Annotated in this window: 21 protein-coding genes; 10 read left to right on the forward strand and 11 right to left on the reverse strand. The window is 70.4% G+C overall.

The genetic code is table 11. From position 1 onward, the window contains the following. Nucleotides 1-31: 31 nt before the first annotated feature. On the reverse strand, nt 32-613 hold the full coding sequence (locus Q5762_RS07615; RefSeq protein WP_315891224.1) for a dihydrofolate reductase family protein: 582 nt from the start codon (nt 611-613) through the stop codon (nt 32-34). 119 nt (nt 614-732) lie between these two features. On the opposite strand from Q5762_RS07615, the gene Q5762_RS07620 reads away from it, so the two are divergent. Beyond that, a complete protein-coding gene (locus Q5762_RS07620; RefSeq protein ID WP_315891225.1) occupies nt 733-1308 on the forward strand; it encodes a TetR family transcriptional regulator in 576 nt (191 codons plus the stop codon). 36 nt (nt 1309-1344) lie between these two features. Here the strand turns inward: Q5762_RS07620 and Q5762_RS07625 are convergent, their stop codons facing one another. Together Q5762_RS07625 and Q5762_RS07630 are read right to left on the reverse strand one after the other, a co-directional pair. Further along, nucleotides 1345-2391, reverse strand: coding sequence for a family 2 encapsulin nanocompartment cargo protein polyprenyl transferase (locus Q5762_RS07625; RefSeq protein WP_315891226.1), 1047 nt, complete (start codon nt 2389-2391; stop codon nt 1345-1347). Nucleotides 2392-2490: 99 nt separating this feature from the next. Next, nucleotides 2491-3906 carry a family 2B encapsulin nanocompartment shell protein gene (locus tag Q5762_RS07630; protein WP_315891227.1) on the reverse strand — a complete coding sequence of 472 codons (1416 nt, stop codon included), beginning with the start codon at nt 3904-3906 and terminating at the stop codon, nt 2491-2493. A gap of 287 nt (nt 3907-4193) precedes the next feature. Between Q5762_RS07630 and Q5762_RS07635 the strand changes: the two genes are divergently transcribed. After that, complete coding sequence (locus tag Q5762_RS07635) at nt 4194-4784, forward strand: N-acetylmuramoyl-L-alanine amidase (RefSeq protein ID WP_315891228.1); 591 nt, start codon at nt 4194-4196, stop codon at nt 4782-4784. A gap of 31 nt (nt 4785-4815) precedes the next feature. After that, the gene (locus Q5762_RS07640; RefSeq protein WP_315891229.1) at nt 4816-5709 is read left to right on the forward strand and encodes a pyridoxal-phosphate dependent enzyme; all 894 of its coding nucleotides are present in this window, start codon (nt 4816-4818) and stop codon (nt 5707-5709) included. Nucleotides 5710-5713: 4 nt separating this feature from the next. Here Q5762_RS07640 and Q5762_RS07645 read toward each other — a convergent pair whose 3' ends face one another. Next, nucleotides 5714-7306, reverse strand: a complete 1593-nt coding sequence (locus Q5762_RS07645) for a Na+/H+ antiporter (RefSeq protein WP_315891230.1) — start codon at nt 7304-7306, stop codon at nt 5714-5716. A gap of 46 nt (nt 7307-7352) precedes the next feature. On the opposite strand from Q5762_RS07645, the gene Q5762_RS07650 reads away from it, so the two are divergent. The 3 genes from Q5762_RS07650 to Q5762_RS07660 all read left to right on the forward strand — a co-directional run bounded on the left by Q5762_RS07650 (nt 7353) and on the right by Q5762_RS07660 (nt 9222). Continuing rightward, on the forward strand, nt 7353-7613 hold the full coding sequence (locus Q5762_RS07650; protein ID WP_315891231.1) for a UBP-type zinc finger domain-containing protein: 261 nt from the start codon (nt 7353-7355) through the stop codon (nt 7611-7613). A gap of 248 nt (nt 7614-7861) precedes the next feature. Beyond that, a complete protein-coding gene (locus tag Q5762_RS07655; RefSeq protein ID WP_315891232.1) occupies nt 7862-8275 on the forward strand; it encodes an anti-sigma regulatory factor in 414 nt (137 codons plus the stop codon). Next, nucleotides 8272-9222: an RNA polymerase sigma factor SigF gene (locus Q5762_RS07660; RefSeq protein ID WP_315891233.1), complete on the forward strand. Its 951-nt coding sequence runs from the start codon at nt 8272-8274 to the stop codon at nt 9220-9222. Before Q5762_RS07655 ends, Q5762_RS07660 begins: the two co-directional genes overlap by 4 nt. Before the next feature lie 21 nt (nt 9223-9243). Here the strand turns inward: Q5762_RS07660 and Q5762_RS07665 are convergent, their stop codons facing one another. Beyond that, the gene (locus tag Q5762_RS07665; protein WP_315891234.1) at nt 9244-9657 is read right to left on the reverse strand and encodes a hypothetical protein; all 414 of its coding nucleotides are present in this window, start codon (nt 9655-9657) and stop codon (nt 9244-9246) included. A 106-nt stretch (nt 9658-9763) separates the two neighbouring features. Between Q5762_RS07665 and Q5762_RS07670 the strand changes: the two genes are divergently transcribed. Both Q5762_RS07670 and Q5762_RS07675 read left to right on the forward strand, forming a co-directional pair. After that, on the forward strand, nt 9764-10732 hold the full coding sequence (locus Q5762_RS07670; RefSeq protein ID WP_315891235.1) for a diacylglycerol kinase family protein: 969 nt from the start codon (nt 9764-9766) through the stop codon (nt 10730-10732). Between the two features lie 317 nt (nt 10733-11049). Beyond that, nucleotides 11050-11307, forward strand: coding sequence for a WhiB family transcriptional regulator (locus Q5762_RS07675; RefSeq protein ID WP_003953983.1), 258 nt, complete (start codon nt 11050-11052; stop codon nt 11305-11307). A 171-nt stretch (nt 11308-11478) separates the two neighbouring features. On the opposite strand, the gene Q5762_RS07680 is transcribed toward Q5762_RS07675, so the two are convergent. Both Q5762_RS07680 and Q5762_RS07685 read right to left on the reverse strand, forming a co-directional pair. Further along, nucleotides 11479-12945: a PAS domain-containing sensor histidine kinase gene (locus Q5762_RS07680; RefSeq protein ID WP_315891504.1), complete on the reverse strand. Its 1467-nt coding sequence runs from the start codon at nt 12943-12945 to the stop codon at nt 11479-11481. A 374-nt stretch (nt 12946-13319) separates the two neighbouring features. Further along, nucleotides 13320-13955 (reverse strand): TetR/AcrR family transcriptional regulator, encoded by a 636-nt coding sequence (locus tag Q5762_RS07685; RefSeq protein WP_315891236.1) that lies wholly within the window; start codon nt 13953-13955, stop codon nt 13320-13322. A gap of 84 nt (nt 13956-14039) precedes the next feature. Here Q5762_RS07685 and Q5762_RS07690 point away from each other — a divergent pair, with 84 nt between their 5' ends. Both Q5762_RS07690 and nagB read left to right on the forward strand, forming a co-directional pair. Next, nucleotides 14040-14792 carry an SDR family oxidoreductase gene (locus tag Q5762_RS07690; protein WP_315891237.1) on the forward strand — a complete coding sequence of 251 codons (753 nt, stop codon included), beginning with the start codon at nt 14040-14042 and terminating at the stop codon, nt 14790-14792. A gap of 182 nt (nt 14793-14974) precedes the next feature. After that, complete coding sequence (nagB, locus tag Q5762_RS07695; RefSeq protein WP_315891238.1) at nt 14975-15760, forward strand: glucosamine-6-phosphate deaminase; 786 nt, start codon at nt 14975-14977, stop codon at nt 15758-15760. Between the two features lie 92 nt (nt 15761-15852). Here nagB and Q5762_RS07700 read toward each other — a convergent pair whose 3' ends face one another. From Q5762_RS07700 to Q5762_RS07715, 4 genes are read right to left on the reverse strand one after another with little or no spacing between them, the layout of a single operon-like run. Further along, a complete protein-coding gene (locus tag Q5762_RS07700) occupies nt 15853-17370 on the reverse strand; it encodes a glycoside hydrolase family 3 N-terminal domain-containing protein (RefSeq protein WP_315891239.1) in 1518 nt (505 codons plus the stop codon). Nucleotides 17371-17379: 9 nt separating this feature from the next. Further along, nucleotides 17380-18216 carry a carbohydrate ABC transporter permease gene (locus tag Q5762_RS07705; protein ID WP_315891505.1) on the reverse strand — a complete coding sequence of 279 codons (837 nt, stop codon included), beginning with the start codon at nt 18214-18216 and terminating at the stop codon, nt 17380-17382. Nucleotides 18217-18275: 59 nt separating this feature from the next. Next, nucleotides 18276-19298 (reverse strand): sugar ABC transporter permease, encoded by a 1023-nt coding sequence (locus Q5762_RS07710; RefSeq protein ID WP_315891240.1) that lies wholly within the window; start codon nt 19296-19298, stop codon nt 18276-18278. 52 nt (nt 19299-19350) lie between these two features. Then, the gene (locus tag Q5762_RS07715) at nt 19351-20643 is read right to left on the reverse strand and encodes an extracellular solute-binding protein (RefSeq protein WP_315891241.1); all 1293 of its coding nucleotides are present in this window, start codon (nt 20641-20643) and stop codon (nt 19351-19353) included. Nucleotides 20644-20791 lie beyond the last annotated feature (148 nt).

Consider the following 20791-nt stretch of genomic DNA (forward strand, 5'->3'; position numbering starts at 1 on the left):
CCATACCACCCAGGGTAGGGCGCGCGTCCGGTCACCGCTTCCTGGTGTACGTCCGGACGAGCACCCCGTTGTCGAAGGTGCGCACCTCGCCCAGTTCGAAGTCGCGGGGCTCGAAGCCGGCGCCGAACATCGGCATGCCGGAGCCGTAGACCTGCGGGTACGTCTTGATGATCAGCTCGTCGACCTCGTCGATCAGCGCGCCCGCGATCTGGGAGCCGCCGCAGAGCCAGATGCCCAGCGGGCTGTCCTCGGCCTTGAGCTCGCGGACCCGGCCGACCAGGTCGTCGGCGATCAGCTCGACGTTCGGGTCGGGCGACTCGGTGAGCGAGCGGGTCGCGACGATCTCCCGCAGGTGGGCATACGGGCTGGTGACGCCGATGTCCAGGGCGAGCTGGTACGAGTTCAGGCCCTGGATGACGGTGTCGAAGTGCTTGTTGTCGGCGTCGATCCCGAGCGGGCCACGCGCTTGGGTCGGGATGGTCTCGGGGAACTCGCCGACCATGAACTCCAGGTACGTCCCGGTCGAGAACGCGAACATCGACGTGGCGTCCCCCTCGGGGTCACCGATGAAGCCGTCGATGGAGCAGGCGATGTAATAGGTGAGCTTGCGCAAACCAGTCCTTTTCGTCTTTACGGTGTGAGCTGCGGTCACAACCACGACGGCTATAGTGCTTCACCTGTAGTGGTTACGCAAGAGCTATCTTCCGACGAGAAGTGGAATCAGGAGGTCCGGTGGCCAGAAACCCGGAGCGACGCACGGCCCTGCTCGACGCGGCGATCGAGGTACTCGGAGACGAAGGTGCCCGTGGGCTCACCTTCCGGGCGGTCGACGCCCGGGCGGGCGTCCCCACGGGCACCTCGTCCAATTACTTCACCGACCGGGACCAGCTGCTCTCCCAGGTCGCGGACCGGATCTTCGTCCGGATGACCCCGGAGCCGGGTTCCCTGGCCACGGCCTTCCGGCCGGAGCCCAGCCGAGAACTCGTCGTCGAGCTGATGCGCTGGCTCGCCCGGCGGATGGCCGCCGAACGCACCTGCTACCTCGGGCTCTTCGAACTCCGCCTGGAGGCCACCCGCCGGCCCGAGCTGCGCACCCAGCTCACCAAGGTCCTGCGCGCCGATCTCGACTTCAACATCCGGACGCACATCGAGTCCGGCATGCCGGGCGACGCGGACACGGTCCGGCTGCTCTACTTCGCCCTCACCGGGCTGCTCTTCGACCACTTCACGGTCCCCGGCCTCCACGGCGACCGGGACCTCGACGACCTCATCGAGACCGTCGTCAGCCGAATCGTCCCGGAGGCCTGACCGGTCGGTCGCCCTGTCCGAGCCGGTCCCGATCCCTCACCTCGTCCGGCGCGTGACGAACTCCGCCAGGGCCAGCAGGTCCCCCGCCGCCGCCAGGTCCGGTACCGCGTGGGAGAGCTGCTGCACCGCGCGGGCCATCCGGTCGGCCGCCTGGGTCTGCGCCCAGTCCCGGCCGCCCGCCCGCTCGACCGCGTCCGCCGCCGCCCGTACCGCCGCCGCGTCCAGTTCCGTACGGGCGTACAGCTCGGCCAGCTCCTTGCCCGCCGACGTCCCCGAGGCGAGCGCCGCGACCACCGGCAGCGACTTCTTGTGGGCGGCGAGGTCCGCGCCGGCCGGCTTGCCCGTGCGCTCCGGGTCGCCCCAGATGCCGATCAGGTCGTCGATGAGCTGGAAGGCGAGCCCGGCCTCCCGGCCGAACGCGTCCATCGCCGCGACCTCCTCCTCGCCCGCGCCCGCGTACAGCGCGCCGAGGGCGCAGGCGCAGCCGAGCAGGGCGCCCGTCTTCGCGGTGGCCATCGCCACGCACTCGTCGAGGGTCACCTCGTGCGGGCCGCGCCGCTCGAAGGCGCAGTCCGCCTGCTGGCCGGCGCAGAGCTCGATCACGCAGGCGGCGAGCCGGGCCGAGGCGGCGGCCGAAGCCGGGTGGCCGTCCTCGGCGAGGAGCCGCAGCGCGAGCGCGAGCATGGCGTCGCCCGCCATCAGCGCGTCGGGGATGCCGAACACCGTCCAGGCCGTGGGCCGGTGCCGGCGGGTCGGGTCCTCGTCCATGATGTCGTCGTGGAGCAGCGTGAAGTTGTGCGCGAGCTCCACCGCGGTGGCGGCCCGCACCGCGGGCGCCGGGTCACCGCCGAGCGCGCGGGTGGCGGCGAGCACCAGCGCCGGCCGGATCGCCTTGCCCGTCTGCTGCCCGGCGGCCGGGGAGCCGTCGGCCTGCTCCCAGCCGAAGTGGTACATCGCGACGCGCCGTATGGATCCCGGCAACGAGTCGATGGTGGAGCGCAGTTGGGGATTGACGACGCTGCGTGTCTGGTCGAGGAGCGCCACGGCGCCCTGGGTGTCTCCCACGGCATCCGCCCGAGTCATGGTCACAGTTCCCCCTCATTCCTGAAGCTCTTGGCGTGTGGGGCCGTGGCGGGGGGCCGGTCGGCGCGGCCCCCCGCCACGGTCACCGGGGCCGGCGCGTCAGCGCCAGCGGCTGACCTCCACGTTCTCCAGGACACCCAGCGCGTCGGGCACGAGGATCGCCGCCGAGTAGTACGCCGTGACCAGGTAGGAGATGATCGCCTGCTCGTCGATGCCCATGAAGCGCACGGAGAGGCTGGGCTCGATCTCGTCCGGGATGCCGGTCTGGTGCAGACCGATGACGCCCTGGTCGGCCTCGCCGGTACGCATACAGATGATCGACGTGGTCCGGGCGTCCGAGACCGGGATCTTGTTGCTCGGGAAGATCGGGACTCCGCGCCAGGTCGGGATGCGGTTGCCGTTGATCTCGATGGACTCGGGGACGAGTCCGCGCCGGTTGCACTCGCGGCCGAAGGCGGCGATGGCGCGCGGGTGGGCGATGAACATCTTCGAGCCCCGGCGCCGCGACAGCAGCTCGTCCATGTCGTCCGGGCTGGGCACGCCGTCGTGGGGCTGGAGGCGCTGCCCGTAGTCGCAGTTGGAGAGCAGGCCGAACTCGCGGTTGTTGATCAGCTCGTGCTCCTGGCGCTCGCGGAGCGCCTCGACCGTGAGCCGCAACTGCTGCTCGGTCTGGTTCATCGGCTGGTTGTACAGGTCGGCGACGCGGCTGTGGACCTTCAGGACCGTCTGCGCGACCGACAGTTCGTACTCGCGCGGCGAGGCGTCGTAGTCGACGTACGTGTGCGGGACGACCGCCTCGCCGACGTGGCCGGCGGAGAGGTCGATCGCGGCCTCGCCGAACTTGTTGGTGCGCTGGTGCGGCAGCGCGGCGACGCTCGCGAGGTGCGCGGCGAGCGAGGTGGCCCGCTCGGCCAGGTTGCGCACGTCGTCGTGGGTGAGTTCGAGGACGGTGCAGGCGGTGGCCGCGCGGGCGGTCCACTCCCACGTGGCGTCCGGGTGGGTCAGCGCGCTGTCGCCGAAGTGCGCGCCGTCGGCGAGGACTCCGAGGACCGCCTCGTCACCGTACGGCCCCTCGCCGATCTGCTCGACCTTGCCGTGCGCCAGGAGGTGGACGCGGTCGGTGGGCTCGCCGGCGACGGCGATCACCTCTCCCGGCGCGTACTCGCGCTGGCGGCACCGCGAGGCGAGCTCGGTGAGGGCCTCCTCGTCCTCGTAGCCGCGCAGCGCGGGGAGCTCGCCGAGCTCCGCGGGGATGACGGCGACGCGCTCGCCTGTCTGGACGAACGTGACGCGACCGTCCCCCACGGAGTAGCTGAGCCTCCGGTTCACCCGGTAGGTACCGCCCTGGACCTGCACCCACGGCAGCATCCGCAGCAGCCACCTGGAGGTGATCTCCTGCATCTGCGGTGCCGACTTGGTGGTGGTCGCCAGGTTCCGCGCGGCGGCGGTACCGAGACTCTGCTGCGGCGTCGCCTGATCCGCGCGGACCTCGTCGCCAACCGAACCAACGGACATGGAACTCCCTCTCGATGTGAATGACCTGCGAGAGGAAGCCTTTCAGCACGGAGAGTGCGGGCGCCATTACACAAATGAGTGGGAGTGATCAGCCTCTGGCTGGGCATGTCACTCGGTTTCCACTCGAACAGCCCACCCCTGCCCGCCTCTTGCCCGGTGTCCGGATCGACTCGCACAGGATCCGAACAGATGGCGCGGAGTCGTTCGCTCCGGTACCCCGGGGGTACGTCCGGTACTCCGGGTACCTCGGTCCCCGTCCCGTTCTGCTTATCCCGAAGGAGTCGGTCATGGCCCCACCCATGTCCGCGAGCAGGTTCCTCGACGCGCTGCGCGACGAGGGCCTCTCGGTCGTCCAGGTCGGCGACTGGCGTACGCACAACCGCAACCACAAGGGCCCCTGGGGCCCGGTCCACGGCGTGATGATCCACCACACGGTCACCCGCGGCACCGCGAACACCGTCCGGATCTGCCGGGACGGCTACAGCGGCCTGCCCGGGCCGCTCTGCCACGGCGTGATCGCCAAGGACGGCAGGGTCCACCTGGTCGGTTACGGCCGCGCCAACCACGCCGGGGCCGGCGACGACGATGTCCTCAGGGCGGTCATCGCCGAGCAGGGCCTCCCGCCGGACAACGAGACCTCCACGGACGGCAACCGGTACTTCTACGGCTTCGAGTGCGAGAACCTCGGGGACGGGAAGGACCCCTGGCCGAAGGTCCAGCTGGAGGCCATCGAGAAGGCCGCGGCGGCGGTGTGCCGGGTGCACGGCTGGAACCAGCGCTCGGTGATCGGGCACCTGGAGTGGCAGCCGGGGAAGGTCGATCCGCGCGGCTTCACGATGGCCTCGATGCGGGAACGCATCGCGGACCGCCTTCGGTAGCCCGAGTCACCGCTCCGTAGACAATGGCCTGGTGAACGCGTTCGACCTCGCCCGCCTGCGCCCCCGGCTCCCGTCCCCCCTGGAGCCGGTCGAGGACGAACGCTTCACCCGCCACGGCCTGCGGCTGCTGCTCAAGCGCGACGACCTGATCCACCCGGACCTGCCGGGCAACAAGTGGCGGAAGCTGGCGCTCAATCTGCGCGCCGCGGACGGCCGCCCGGTGCTGACCTTCGGCGGCGCGTACTCCAACCACCTGCGGGCGACGGCCGCCGCCGGCCGGCTGCTCGGCTTCGAGACGATCGGGGTCGTACGCGGCCAGGAGCTGGCCGACCGCCCCCTGAACCGGTCGCTGGCGCGGTGCGCGGCGGACGGGATGCGGCTGGTGTTCGTGGACCGCGCCACGTACCGGAGGAAGTCCGACCCGGAGGTGCTGGCCGAACTCCTCGCACAGTCCCCTTCGGGGACGTACGTCGTCCCCGAAGGCGGCAGCAACGCCCTCGCCGTCGAGGGCTGTGTGGAGCTCGGCCGGGAGCTGCGCGGGGCCGCGGACGTGGTGGCCGTCGCCTGCGGCACCGGTGGCACCTTGGCGGGCCTGGCGGCGGGCCTCGGCCCCGGGCAGCGGACGCTCGGCGTCCCGGTCCTCAAGGGCGGTTTCCTGGGCGAGGAGGTACAGGCCTTGCAGCGCGCCGCGTTCGGCGGTCCCCGGGGCGACTGGAGCCTCGACGAGCGCTTCCACGGCGGCGGGTACGCCCGTACGAGCCCGGCGCTCGACGCGTTCGCCGAGGACTTCGAAGCGCGGCACGGACTCGCCGTCGAGCGACTGTATGTCGCCAAAATGCTCTACGGACTTGTCGCCCTCGCCGAGGAGGGCGCGTTCGCGCCCGGCACGAGGGTCGCGGCGGTGGTCACGGGCGCGCCGTCATGAGACCTCAGGCACTCTCCTCGCGGTAGGCCGCCGCCTCCTCCAGGTCGAGGCGGCGCAGCAGGGTGCGGAGCATCTCGTCGTCGATGCGGCGCTCGTCCCGGAGCCGTACGAACACCTCGCGTTCGGCCTCGATCATCGCGCGGGAGAGCCGGCGGTAGGTGTCGTCGGCGGTCTCGCCGGTGACCTCGTTGACCGCGCCGAGGCGCTCCCAGACCGCGTTGCGGCGCCGTTCCAGGACCGTGCGGAGCCGGTCGGAGAGGGGCTGCGGCAGGGCGTTGCGCTCGTCGGCCAGGAGGGCGTCCAGGCGCTCCTCCGCCGCCCGGGACGCCTCGCTCTGGGCCTGGGCCTCCGCCAGGGTCTCCTGGTACGTGTCGCGGCCGGGGAGCTTGAGGAGCCGGATCAGCGGGGGCAGCGTGAGGCCCTGGACCACCAGGGTCCCGATCACGGTGGTGAAGGTGAGGAAGAGGACGAGGTTGCGGGCCGGGAACTCCACGCCGTCCGTCATCACCGGGATGGAGAAGGCGATGGCGAGCGAGACCACGCCCCGCATGCCGGCCCAGCCGACGATCAGCGGGGCCCGCCAGTCGACGCCCGGCTCCCGTTTCCTGATCCGCTCCGAGAGCCGGGGCAGGAAGGTGGCGGGGTAGACCCAGACGTAGCGGACGACGACCACGGCCACGAAGACTCCGAGGGCGTACCCGATCGCCTCGCCGATCCCGTACCGCCCGAGGCCCTGGACGACGTACGGCAGCTGGAGCCCGATGAGGGCGAAGACCGCGGACTCCAGGACGAAGGCGACCATCTTCCACACGGCCTCCTCCTGGAGGCGGGTCGCGAAGTCCACCTGGTAGTTGCGGTGCCCGAGGAAGAGGCCGACGACGACCACGGCGAGCACCCCGGAGGCGCCGACCTCCTCGGCCGCCGCGTAGGCGATGAAGGGGATCAGCAGGGAGAGGGTGTTCTGCAGCAGGGCCTCGCCGATGCGGAGCCGGAGCCAGTGGATGGGGACCATCAGGACGAGGCCCACGCCGACCCCGCCGATCGCCGCGAGCGCGAACTCGCCGAGGCCTCCCGCCCAGCTGACGCCCTCGCCGACGGCGGCCGCGAGCGCCACCTTGAAGGCGGTGATCGCGGTGGCGTCGTTCACCAGGGACTCGCCCTGGAGGATCGTGGTGATCCGGTTCGGCAGCCCCAGCTTGCGGGCGATCGCCGTCGCGGCGACCGCGTCCGGCGGCGCGACGACCGCGCCGAGGACGAGCGCCGCGGTCAGCGGCAGGTCCGGGACGAGGACGTACGCGAGCCAGCCGACGGCGACGGTGGCGAAGAGGACGTACCCGACCGAGAGCAGCGCGACGGGCCGGATGTTGGCCCGCAGATCGAGGTACGAGGAGTCCACCGCCGCCGTGTAGAGGAGCGGCGGCAGGATGAGCGGCAGGATGATGTGCGGGTCGAGGGTGTAGTCAGGGACGCCGGGCACGTACGAGGCGGCGAGGCCGGCGGCGACGAGGAGCAGCGGCGCCGGTACGGGTGTCCTGCGGGCCAGGCCCGCCACCGCGGCGCTCGCCGCGACCAGCCCCACCAACTGCAGTGCGTCCATTCCTCGGCCCACTCCCCGGCTTGTTCCAGCACGTAACCTGGCCATCATGAGCGAGTGCCCACACGTTGCCGAAATGCCGCGCCCCGAACCGGTGCCGGTGACCGACACCTGTCCCGAGTGCCTGGCCGACGGCACGCACCCCGTGCAGCTGCGGCTCTGCCTCACCTGTGGGCACGTCGGCTGCTGCGACTCCTCGTCGGGGCGGCACGCCACCGGGCACTTCTCGACCACCGGTCATCCGGTGATGCGGACCTTCGAGCCGAACGAGCGTTGGCGGTGGTGCTTCGTGGACGGTTCGATCGTCTGAGTGCTGGGTACGACAATCCTCCGCCGGTCGCTCAGAATTGGGCCCCGCAGACCTCTAGCCACTGTCCGTACTCATGGCCTTACCATGAGTGACAGACGGGGGCGGGGTCCTGACCGGGGCCGACGGCGACACGGCGGCATGGATCGCGATAGCGTCACGGCGGATTGCGCAACCGACTGCGTACCGCCCGGTTCGGGGGGCTTTCTCCCCCGGGCCCCGAATGAGCTTGTGCCACCTTGGAGGTGAGGGTGTCCCAGATCGCAGGCGAGCCCGGGTCCCAGGACTTCGTGGAAGTCCGGCTGCCCGCTGCGGGTGCCTACCTGTCCGTGCTGCGTACGGCCACGGCCGGTCTCGCGGCGCGCTTGGACTTCACCCTCGACGAGATCGAGGACTTGCGGATCGCGGTCGACGAGGCGTGCGCCATCCTGCTCCAGCAGGCCGTACCGGGATCCGTCCTCAGCTGTGTCTTCCGGCTGGTCGGGGACTCGCTCGACGTGACCGTCTCGGCCCCGACGACGGACGGCCGGGCGCCGGAGCGCGACACCTTCGCCTGGACGGTGCTCTCCGCGCTGGCCGGCAAGGTGGAGTCGTCCGTGGCGGACGACAAGACGGTCTCCATCAGCCTGTACAAACAGCGCGGCGCGGGGCCAGGCCCGGCGTGAGGAGCGGGGACGCGACGGCCGGCATCCCTGAGCAGCAGGCGAGGCCGCATCCGGAGGTCGAGGTCGAGGTCGCTACGGAGCAGGCGGTCCAGATGAGCGAGCACGAGCAGCACAACGAGGTCCCGAAGGACGCCGAGGCGCAGAAGGCCGAGGACGTTCCCGAGGTTCCGGAAGCCCCGGAGGTTCCGGATCCGCACGACCGGAGCGGGGCGCGCGCGCTCTTCGTCAAGCTCCGGGAGCTCCCCGAGGGCTCGGCGGAGAAGGCGGAGCTGCGCAATCAGCTGGTACGGATGCACCTGCCGCTGGTCGAGCACCTGGCCCGGCGGTTCCGGAACCGGGGCGAGCCGCTGGACGACCTGACGCAGGTGGCGACGATCGGCCTGATCAAGTCGGTGGACCGGTTCGACCCGGAGCGGGGCGTCGAGTTCTCGACGTACGCGACGCCGACGGTGGTCGGCGAGATCAAGCGGCACTTCCGGGACAAGGGCTGGGCGGTGCGGGTGCCCCGCCGGCTCCAGGAGCTGCGGCTGTCGCTGACGACGGCGACGGCGGAGCTGTCCCAGCTGCACGGGCGCTCGCCGACGGTCCACGAGCTCGCGGAGCGGCTCGGGATCTCGGAGGAGGAGGTCCTGGAGGGCCTGGAGTCGGCGAACGCCTACTCGACGCTCTCCCTGGACGTGCCGGACACGGACGACGAGTCCCCGGCGGTCGCGGACACGCTCGGCGCGGAGGACGAGGCCCTGGAGGGGGTCGAGTACCGGGAGTCGCTCAAGCCGCTCCTGGAGGACCTGCCGCCCCGGGAGAAGCGGATCCTGTTGCTTCGGTTCTTCGGCAACATGACCCAGTCGCAGATCGCGCAGGAGGTCGGCATCTCGCAGATGCACGTGTCCCGGCTGCTGGCGCGCACGCTGGCCCAGCTGCGGGAGAAGCTCCTCGTCGAGGAGTAGGAGCCTCTCCAGGAGAAGCCGTTACGCCTCGCCGCGGCGGCCGATGCCCAGGGCCTCGGTCGTCGCGGGGTTCACCAGGAGCACCAGGCCGGTGACGGCGAGGACGGCGAGGGCGATGCCGCCGGGGATCAGCGCGCTGTTCGCCTGGAGGAGCTGCCAGGCGACCGGCAGGGCCAGGATCTGGGTGATGATCGCCGGCCCCCGGCTCCAGCTCCGGCGCAGCAGCAGACCGCGCGCGGCGGCCCCCGGGATGAGGCCGAGCGCGATCAGGGTCGCCCCGCCCATGACCGCCTGCGTCAGACCGTCGGGGTCTCCGGTGAACGCGGTGACGAGCACGTAGACGCCCCCGACCATCAGCGCGAGGGCTTCGATTCCGGCCACCGCGGCCGCCGCGGTCAACCGGGCGGGGCGGGGAGTCTGCTCCGTACTGCTCATACCCGGCAGGGTAGCGGGGCCCGGGGGCCGGCCCTCAGGCCAGGGGCCCGTCCGGCTGGTGGCCACGACTGGGAATCGGTACCGCCGGGTAGGTACCCTGGCGGCCATGCGCGCACTTCTCGTGGTCAATCCGGCAGCCACCACCACCAGTGCCCGCACGCGTGACGTCCTCATCCACGCCCTCGCGAGCGAGATGAAGCTGGAGGTCGTCACCACCGAGTACCGGGGCCACGCCCGTGACCTCGGTCGCCGGGCCGCCGAGTCCGACGATGTCGAGCTGGTCGTCGCCCTCGGTGGCGACGGGACGGTGAACGAGGTCGTCAACGGACTCCTGCACGACGGGCCGGATCCGGAGGGGCTGCCGGGCCTCGCGATCGTCCCGGGCGGCTCCACCAATGTGTTCGCCCGCGCGCTCGGGCTGCCGAACGACGCGGTCGAGGCGACCGGCGCGCTGCTCGACGCGCTCCGTGAGCGCCGTGCACGCACAGTGAGCCTCGGGCTCGCGTCCGGCACGCCGGGGACCGAGGACGAAGGCGTCCCGGCCCGCTGGTTCACGTTCTGCGCCGGGTTCGGTTTCGACGCCAGTGTCATCGGGCGAGTCGAACAGCAGCGGGAACGCGGGAAGAGATCCACGCACGCGCTCTACCTCCGGCAGGTGGTCCGCCAGTTCCTGGAGGAGCCGCACCGCCGGCACGGCACGATCACCCTGGAGCGCCCCGGCCAGGCCCCGGTCGAGGAGCTCGTCCTCTCCATAATCTGCAACACCTCCCCCTGGACCTACCTGGGCAATCGTCCGGTGTACGCGTCTCCGGAGGCCTCCTTCGAGACCGCGCTCGACGTCCTCGGACTGAGCCGTCTGTCGACCCCGGCGGTGGCCCGTTACGCCACCCAGCTGCTCACCTCAAGCCCCGAGCGCGGCCCGCACGGCAAGCACGCACTGTCTCTGCACGATCTGACGGACTTCACCTTGCATTCGAAGGTTCCGCTCCCCCTGCAGATGGACGGAGACCACCTCGGACTGCGTACGAGCGTGACGTTCACAGGCGTACGCCGTGCACTGCGTGTGATTGTGTGAGTGGAAGGGCCGAAAGTCCTTTCACTCGAACGTTTAGGCTGCCATCCACCCCTTAGAAGTACGGCTGTGACCTAGCCGACACCGAGGAATCAAAAAAAACTTTCCGGAAGGGGTTGTATCCGCTGCTGGGGTTTGGGAGTCTCTTCTTGGCGATCGGGACGGCCCGCAACACCGGCCTCCACTGAGAGTCAGAACCCCTCCTCAATCCAAGGACCACGCCGGTTCATCTGGCGGTCGGCCCTTCCCTTGCGGGGGGATTCGTGAAAGCGTTCACATTCACAAGCAACCCGCACGTAATACCAAGAGAGGTAGCAGCCATGGACTGGCGTCACAACGCCGTTTGTCGTGAGGAAGACCCCGAGCTGTTCTTCCCCATCGGCAACACCGGTCCTGCGCTGCTGCAGATCGAGGAAGCCAAGGCCGTCTGCCGCCGCTGCCCCGTCATGGAGCAGTGCCTGCAGTGGGCGCTCGAGTCCGGCCAGGACTCCGGCGTCTGGGGTGGCCTCAGCGAGGACGAGCGCCGCGCGATGAAGCGCCGTGCCGCTCGCAACCGGGCGCGCAACGCCAGCGCCTGAACACCCTGACAAGCCTGAGGCAAGCGGCGCGTACATCGCGTACGCAATCACCGCCCCCGAGCCGCAGCGCGCAGCAGTAACCCACAGCATTCGAGCCCCGGACCGATCGTCTTCGGTCCGGGGCTCGCTGCTGTTGTACCACTGTCGTACCGCGTCAGACGGTCGCTCGTCTCACTTCTGCGGCTGTACGGGGATGTCGAGGACGACCCTGGTGCCGCGCTCCGCGCCCGGCTGCATGTCGAACGTGCCGCCCAACTCCCCCTCCACCAGCGTCCGTACGATCTGCAGGCCGAGGTTGCCGGCGCGCTGCGGGTCGAAGCCCGCCGGCAGACCGCGACCGTCGTCCTTGACGGTGATCAGCAGCCGCGCGTCGGCGCGGGGTTCGCCGCGGACCGCCGTGACCTCGACCGTGCCCTGCTCCCCCGGCGCGAAGGCGTGCTCCAGCGCGTTCTGCAGGATCTCGGTGAGGACCATCGCGAGCGGGGTGGCCACCTCGGCGTCGAGGATGCCGAAGCGGCCGTTGCGCCGGCAGGTCACCTTGCCCGGCGAGATTTCCGCGACCATCGCGATCACCCGGTCGGCGATCTCGTCGAACTCCACCCGCTCGTCCAGGTTCTGGGAGAGCGTCTCGTGCACGATGGCGATCGAACCGACCCTGCGTACGGCCTCGTTGAGCGCTTCGCGGCCCCGGTCGGAGTCCATCCGGCGGGCCTGCAGGCGCAGCAGCGCGGCCACCGTCTGGAGGTTGTTCTTCACCCGGTGGTGGATCTCCCGGATGGTGGCGTCCTTGGTGATCAACTCACGCTCGCGGCGGCGCAGTTCGGTGACGTCACGGAGCAGGACGAGCGAACCGATGCGGGTGCCCTTGGGCTTGAGCGGGATCGCCCGGAGCTGGATCACACCGCCGTTCCCCTCGACCTCCGCCTCGCGCGGGGCGTAGCCGGAGGCCAGTTTGACCAGGGCCTCGTCGACCGGGCCGCGGGAGGGCGCGAGTTCGGCGGTGATCTGACCGAGGTGCTGGCCGACGAGGTCGGCGGCGAGGCCGAGCCGGTGGTACGCGGAGAGGGCGTTGGGCGAGGCGTACTGGACGATGCCGTCGGCGTCGAGGCGGATGAGTCCGTCGCCGGCGCGCGGCGAGGAGTCCATGTCGACGGCCTCGCCGGGGAAGGGGAACGTTCCGGCGGCGATCATCTGCGCGAGGTCGGAGGCGGACTGGAGGTAGGTGAGCTCCAGCCGGGAGGGGGTCCGGACGGTGAGCAGGTTGGTGTTGCGGGCGATGACGCCGAGGACGCGGCCCTCGCGGCGGACGGGGATGGACTCGACCCGTACGGGAACCTCCTCACGCCACTCCGGGTCGCCCTCGCGCACGATCCGGCCCTCGTCGAGGGCGGCGTCGAGCAGCGGGCGGCGGCCGCGCGGGACCAGGTGGCCGACCATGTCGTCCTGGTAGGAGGTGGGGCCGGTGTTGGGCCGCATCTGGGCGACGGAGACGTAGCGGGTGCCGTCCAGGGTGGGGACCCAGAGCACGAGGTCGGCGAAGGACAGGTCGGAGAGCAGCTGCCACTCCGAGACCAGCAGATGGAGCCACTCGAGGTCGGACTCACTCAGAGCGGTGTGCTGGCGTACGAGGTCGTTCATGGAGGGCACAGAGGCGAGCGTACCTGCGGAATCGGCGGGCGATGAATCTGGATCTCTCGGCGTTCGTGTTGGAGGATGGGCCGGGAACGCGGGGCCGCCGATGGATGGACAGACGAGAATGGTCTAGTCCACAATGGCGGAGCACTACCCTGTGAAAGACCTCCGCCCTCCCCGCACAGGAGGGCGGACGAGGTGATCGACGCTCTCTGCCCTGACTGCGTCGAGACCTCCCATACGGCCGCGGGACCGCACATCCCCGGCCGGGTAACTCCGGGCTGCGGTGCCGGACGGGTTGAGGGTCCCGTCGGGCGCCGTAGCCCGCGGGTGACCCCTTCCTCCTTCTGCCCCTCTCGCACTGCTCGGCCCGGGGGGCCTCACAGGCTTCGAGTGGCCTGCCGGACTCCGTCCGGCCCTCCCGCCGTCGGCCAGGCTCGCATCGCCGTTTCGCCGATCGCTTCGAGCTCCGCCCTCGTCGCCCCGTCGCGCGCCTGCTGGGACATGCCCTGGAGGACGGCGCCGTAGAACCGGGCCAGGGTGCCGGTGTCCGTGCCGGCGGGCAGCTCCCCCGCGTCGACGCCCCGGCGGATCCGCTCCTCGAACGAGGCCAGGTTGCTCGCGCGGCGCGCGCGCAGGGCCTCCTCGACCTCGGGGTTCGAGCAGTTCGTCGCGGCCGAGATCATCAGGCAGCCGCGCGGGTGGGACGGGTCGGTGAAGACGTCCGCCGCCTCCACGAGCATCCGGCCGAGCGCGCCGCGCGCCGTCGGCTCCTCCGCGAAGGCCCGGCCGCCGTACGCGCCGTAGTTGACGGCGTACGACTCCACGACCTCCTCGAACAGGGCCTTCTTGTCGCCGAAGGCCGCGTAGAGGCTCGGGGCGCTGATGCCCATGACGCGGGTGAGGTCGGAGACCGAGGTGGTCTCGTACCCGTGCTCCCAGAAGGCCATCGTGGCCTGCTCCAGCGCCGTCGGGCGGTCGAAGGAGCGGGGGCGGCCGCGCTGTTTCGTCGTCATGCCGCCAATTCTATAGCGCGCGCTACGGAAAGGGTGCTACGGTTCTTTCTGTAACGACCACTACGGAAGTAAGGGGGGCGTCCGATGCGTGCGCTCACAGGGAAGACGGCACTGGTCACGGGCGGCAGCCGGGGGATCGGGCGGGGGATCGCGGAGCGGCTGGGCCGGGACGGCGCGCGGGTCGCGGTGCATTACGGGACCAACGAGGCGGCGGCGAAGGAGACCGTCGCCGCGATCGAGGCGGCGGGCGGCGAGGCGTTCTCGCTCGGCCAGGAGCTCGGCGCGCCGGGGGACGCGGAGGGGCTCTGGAAGCGGTTCGACGAGCGGGCGGACGGCCTCGACATCCTCGTCAACAATGCGGGGATCGCGGCCTCGCGGCCGTTCGCGACGATCGACGAGGAGGAGTACGACCGGGTCTTCGCGGTGAACACGAAGGCGCCGTTCTTCCTCGCGCAGCAGGGGGCCGAGCGGCTGCGCGACGGGGGCCGGATCATCAACGTCTCCACCGGGCTGAGCCACGCGGCGATGATGCCCGAGCTGATCGCGTACGCGATGTCCAAGGGCGCCCTGGACACCTTCACGCGCTATCTGTCGAAGGTGCTGGGCGGCCGGGGCATCACGGTCAACGCGGTGGCGCCGGGGATCGTCGACACGGACATCAACGCGGGCTGGCTGCGGGGGAACGACGCGGCGTGGGCGGACGCGGCGGCGATGTCGGCGCTCGGGAAGGTCGGCACCCCCGAGGACATAGCCGATGTGGTGGCCTTCCTGGCCTCGCACGACGGGCGGTGGGTGACGGGGCAGTGGATCGACGCGACGGGGGGTTCGCTCGCCTGACGGAGGAGTGAGGTTCCGGTGGCTGCGTGGGGCGTGCCGTTCGACCATGGGGAGGGGATCCGTCGGCGCCGTCCGCCGGTCGGAAGGGCCTGAGCGGACGGGCTCCGCTCTGCTAGATTGAACTTTGATTGGTCTATACCACCAGGCCCTCACCAGCCCCTCACCAGATCGGCAGGCACAGCGTGGAAGTTGTCATCGTCCCGGACGCCACGGCAGGCGGAGAGCTCATCGCGGACGGCATCGCCGGCCTCCTGCGCCGCAAGCCCGACGCGCTGCTCGGCGTTGCCACCGGCTCGACTCCGCTGCCCATCTACGAGGCCCTGATCGCCCAGGTCAAGGCCGGTTCCGTGGACGCCTCGCGCGCCCGGATCGCTCAGCTGGACGAGTACGTCGGGCTGCCCGCCGGGCACCCGGAGTCGTACCGCTCCACGGTGCTGCGCCAGGTCGTCGAGCCGCTCGGGCTCGCCGAGGACGCCTTCATGGGGCCCGACGGCTCCGCCGAGGACGTCCAGGCGGCGTGCGAGGCGTACGACCGGGTCCTGCGCGAGGCCGGCGGGGTCGACCTCCAGATCCTCGGCATCGGGACCGACGGGCACATCGGCTTCAACGAGCCGTGCTCCTCGCTCGCCTCCCGGACCCGGATCAAGACGCTCACCGAGCGGACCCGTGTCGACAACGCGCGCTTCTTCGACAACGACATCGAGCAGGTGCCGCACCACGTCATCACCCAGGGCATCGGCACCATCCTGGAGGCCCGGCACCTGGTGCTCCTGGCCACCGGCGAGGGCAAGGCCGACGCCGTGGCGCAGACCGTCGAGGGCCCGGTCGCCGCGCTCGTGCCGGCCTCCGCGCTGCAGCTGCACCCGCACGCCACGGTCGTCGTGGACGAGGCCGCCGCGTCCAAGCTGAAGCTCGCGGACTACTTCCGCCACGCCTTCGCCAACAAGCCCGCCTGGCAGGGCATCTAGGACGTACGCGTCCCCGCACGCGTCCCGTTACGGCGAAGGGCCCGGCACCTGGTTCAGGTGCCGGGCCCCTCTCGCGTTCTTCCGTACCGCTCTCAGATCCCGACGATCGTCTCCGCCGCCGCGCGGCCGCAGACCCGGGCCGCGCCGTGCGTCGCGATGTGCAGGGCGCCCCGCGGCTCGGCCTGGTTCAGGCCCATCTCCACCACGACGGTGTCGGGGCGGGCCGCCAGCAGGGCGTCGAGGGCCTCCGTCATCCACGGGTGCCGGTGGGCGTCCCGTACGACGGCGACGATCCGGCGCTCCTTGGCGGCGGCGAGCACGGCGTCCACCGCCGGCTCGTCGTACGAACCGGTCTCGGTGCCGGGCAGCAGCCGCTCAAGCTCGGCCGCGACACCCCAGGGCGTCTCGTCGCCCACGGCGATGTTGGCGACCGGGGTGAAGGCGGCGACGTAGGGGGCGCTGGTCATCGGCGTGTACGGCCGCTCCCCCGGGGTGACGGCCACGGCCCGGCGGGCCGCGACGAGTCCGATGTCGGTGCCGGGCGCGGTCCCCTCCTGCACTGCCGCGCCCGGCCCCGTTCGAGCCCCCCTGGCCCGGTGCGCCTGGGTCCAGGCCGCCAGGGCGCGCACGCGCGCCGCGGCGTCGGCCAGCCGCTCCTCGGGCAGTTCACCGGTCCGTACCGCCTCGACCAGCGCGTCGCGCAGTCGCAGGACGGTGTCCTCGTCGGCAAGCCCGCCGCCGACGCAGATGGCGTCGGCGCCCGCGGCGATCGCGAGGACGGATCCGCGCTCGATGCCGTACACCGACGCGATGGCCTGCATCTCCATGCCGTCGGTGACGATCAGCCCGTCGAAGCCCAGCTCCTGGCGGAGCAGACCGGTCAGGATCTGCGGGCTCAGGGTCGCCGGGCGCTCCGGGTCGAGCGCGGAGAGCAGGATATGCGCGCTCATGACAGCTTTGGTACCCGCGGCGATCGCGGCCCGGAAAGGTGCCAGCTCACGGGCGTGCAGTGTGGTGAGGTCCACATCGATGCGGGGCATCGCGTGGTGCGAGTCCACGTTGGTGTCGCCGTGTCCGGGGAAGTGCTTGGTGCAGGCGGCGACGCCGACGGCCTGGAGGCCCTCGACGTACGCCACGGTGTGCCGGGCGACCAGATCGGGGCCGGCGCCGAAGGAGCGGACGCCGATGACCGGGTTCTCGCAGTTGGAGTTCACATCGGCCGAGGGCGCCCAGTTGAGGTCGACGCCGCAGGCGGCGAGCCGGCGGCCGAGCTCCTCGGCGACGGCCCGGGTGAGTGAGACGTCGTCGACCGTGCCGAGCGCGTAGTTGCCGGGGAAGGAGGAGCCCTGCCGGACCTCCAGGCGGGTGACGTCGCCGCCCTCCTCGTCGATGGCGACGAGGACGTCGTCCCGCTCGGCCCGCAGGCGCGCGGTGAGCGCGGCGAGCTGCTCGGGGGAGGCGATGTTCCGGCCGAAGAGGCCGACGGAGGAGAGGCCTTCGCCGATCCTGCGGAGCAGCCAGTCGGGCGCGGTGGTGCCGACGAATCCGGGCTGGAGGACGGTGAGCGCGTCACGGGTCAGGGTGTCCGAGGCGCTGACGAGTGTGGTCATGGGGAGGCGTTATCCCTTCACCGCGCCGGCGGTCATGCCGCCGACGGCCTTGCGCTGGAGGAAGAGGAACACGACGAGCACGGGGAGGGCGAAGAGCGAGGAGGCGGCCATGGTGGCGCCCCAGTCGCTGCCGAACGCGGTCTGGAACTGGGTCAGCCAGAGCGTCAGGGTCTGCGACTCCTTGTCCTTGTTGAGCATCAGGATCATCGCGAACTCGTTCCACGCCGTGATGAATCCGAAGAGCGAGGTGGACATCAGGCCGGGGGCGAGCAGCGGGAAGATCACCTTGCGGAAGGCCTGGCCGCGGGTGCAGCCGTCGATCTGCGCGGCCTCCTCCAGCTCGACCGGGACGGCGGCGATGAAGCCGCGCAGTGTCCAGATCGTGAAGGGCAGCACCATCACGAAGTAGACGAGGGTGAGCAGCGGGATGCTGTTCAGCATGTCGTTCTCGCGGGCGATCATGTACATCGCGATGACCATGACCTCCCAGGGGGCCATCTGCGCCATCATGACGACGAGGACGACGCCCTTGCGGCCCTTGAACTTCATCCGGGCGATCGCGAAGCTCGCGGCGAGGGCGACGAGCAGGGCGAGCAGCACCGCGCCGACCGTGACGAGCAGGCTGTTCGTGACGTACGTCCAGAAGAGGTCGACGCCGGTCGCGGTCGAGTAGTTCTCGAACGTCGGGCTGAAGACGAAGACCGGGTCCTTGGTCAGGATCTGGTGCTGCGGCTTCAGCGAGGACGAGAACATCCAGTAGACCGGGAAGACGAACACCACGGCGAGGACGAGCGCGCTGAGGTTCTTGACGACCGTGCCGGCCCGCAGGGGCTTCCTGGTGCGCAGCTTCTGCGGGGGCCGGGTGGTGCTGCCGGTACTGATGCTGGACCTGGTGGTGGTGCTGCTCACTGCTCCTCCTCCTGCTTCAGGATCAGGCGGAAGTAGAAGGACATGACCGCGATCAGCATCACGATCGTCAGGACCGAGATGGCCGCCGCGAGTCCGTAGTGGAACTGCCCCACGCCCTCGATGTAGGCGTAGACGGGGAGGGTTTCGGAGCCTCGGTCGGGGCCGCCCGCGTTCATGGCGTAGACCTGGGCGAAGGCCTTGAAGACCCAGATGATCTCCAGGAACGTGGTGATCATGAAGAAGGGCTTCAGGTTCGGGAAGACCACGGCCCAGAAGGTGCGCCAGCCGTTCGCGCCGTCCATCCTGGCGGCCTCGTACAGCTCCGAGCCGATGGTGGTCAGGCCGGCGTACATGTTGAGGGCGACGAAGGGGATCGAGCCCCAGACGATCAGGACCAGGATGATGACGAGGGCGGAGAAGCCGCTCTCGAACCAGTTGTGCTGCTCGTAGCCGTCGAAGCCGAGCGTCCGCATGAGCCAGTTGACCACGCCGAACTGCTCGTCGAAGAGCCAGCGGAAGACGGTGACCGAGGCGACGATCGGCATGGCCCAGGCGAGCATGAGCGCCAGCGAGAGCACCAGCCGCATCTTCTTGCCGAGGCGGTTGAGCAGGAGACCGATGCCGGTGCCTATCGCCATGATCAGGACGACGTTGGCGGCGGTGAAGACCAGGCTTCGGACGACGACGGTCCAGAAGTCGGGGTCGCCGAGGAGTTCGGTGAAGTTGTCGAAGCCGATCCAGACCGTCTCGCGGGTGATGAACTCCTTCCGGTCGAGCTGCTGGAAGGCGAGGATCACATTGCGGATCAGCGGGTAGAGCAGCAGCGCCGCCATCGACAGCAGGGCCGGCGCGATCAGCAGGTACGGCAGCAGCCCGCCGGGCAGGGAGCGTCTGCCGAGTGGAGGCTGGAGGACTTCCTTCGAGCCGGAAGGGGGTGGCGGAGTCTTCGACGTCCCTGCCGCCCTCCCGGGCGCGTCCTGGGGAACGGCGGTCGCCGCCCCCTGGGAGTCCACGGTCATGGTCTTATTCCTCGCGGTTCTGGGGCTCCCGCGCCCACCGGGTGGCTACGGCTTACTGCTGGTTGAGACGCTCGTTGATGACCTTGTCGGCGGCCTCGCCGGCGGCCTTCGGGTCCTCACCGTTCAGGACCTTGGTCATGTAGTCCTTGATCGGGTTCGGAGCGGTCTCGACGTTCGCCCAGCCCGGGGTGACCGGGGTGATCTTGCCGGACGCCGCGGCCAGGGTCATGGCCTCGGCGAAGGAGCCCGCGGCCGGCTTGAACTGCGCGGCGTCGGTGTTCGGGAGCAGGGCACCCTCGGTGGCGGCGGCGTACTTCGTCATGAAGTCCTTGCCGGCGGCCAGGGACAGCCACGCCGAGGCGAGCTCCTTGTTGGCGGAGCGCTCGGCGACGGCGAGGTTGGAGCCGCCGAGGAAGACGGAGCCCGGCTTGTCGGCGGTCTTGCCCGGGATCGGGAAGTAGCCGAAGTCGGCGGTCTTGCCGGCCTTCTTCATGGCCTCGATCGCGCCGCCGGCCTCCCAGCCGAGGCCGATCCAGGACGCCACGCCGCCCTTGGGGATGATGTCGGTGGACTGCTGCGGGGTCGCCTCGTCCTTGTCCTTCGGAGCGGTCGAGTACGACGCGAGCTCCTTGTAGAAGTTCACGGCGTTGACGGCCTCGGGGGAGGACAGGTTGCCCTTCCACTTGTCGCCGTCCTTGACCGCGAGGTCGCTGCCCTCGTCCCAGACGAAGCCGGAGTAGACGTACCAGCTCTGGCCGGGCAGGTAGATCGGCTGCGACTTCGGGTCGGAGGCCTTCAGCTTCTTCAGGCCGTCGATCCACTCGTCGCGGGTCTTCGGGGCGGAGATGCCGGCCTTCTTGTAGGCGGCCTTGTCGTAGACGACGACACGGTTGGCGGCGTACCACGGGGTGGAGTAGAGCTTGCCGTCCAGCTCGGTGGAGGCGAGCATGCCCTTGTTCCAGCCGTCGTAGCCCAGCTTGGCCTTGTCGGCGGTCAGGTCGGCGAGGCCACCGGTGACGGCGAAGCCCGCGGTCTGGGTGTTGCCGAGCTCAAGGACGTCCGGCGGGGTGTCCTCGGAGAGGGCGGTGGTGATCTTCTCCTGGATGCCGTTCCACTGCTGCTTCTCGACCTTGACCTTGACGCCGGGGTTCTTGGCCTCGAACTCCTTGTTGACCTCGGCCATCCAGGCGTCGGGAGCCGAGCCGTCCATGACCCAGACGGTCAGCGTCTTGTTGCCCGACGCGTCCGTCTTGCCGCCCTTGTCGCCCCCGTCCTCAGAACCACATGCCGCGACGCTGACCATGATGCCCGCGACGCCGATCGCCGCGATGAGCTTGCGCTTCACGCCACCCTCCTCAGGGATTCCTGCAACCCCCCCACCGCGCGAAGACATACGTCGAGTAGTGCTCGTGGGGCTGGGACCTGGTCTTTAATGGTTTAGACCAGTACCCGGAGCTTGGCCTAGACCTTTAGGGGTGTCAAGGGTGTATAAG

The sequence above is a fragment of the Streptomyces sp. P9(2023) genome, assembly GCF_032436795.1.
Taxonomy (GTDB): domain Bacteria; phylum Actinomycetota; class Actinomycetes; order Streptomycetales; family Streptomycetaceae; genus Streptomyces.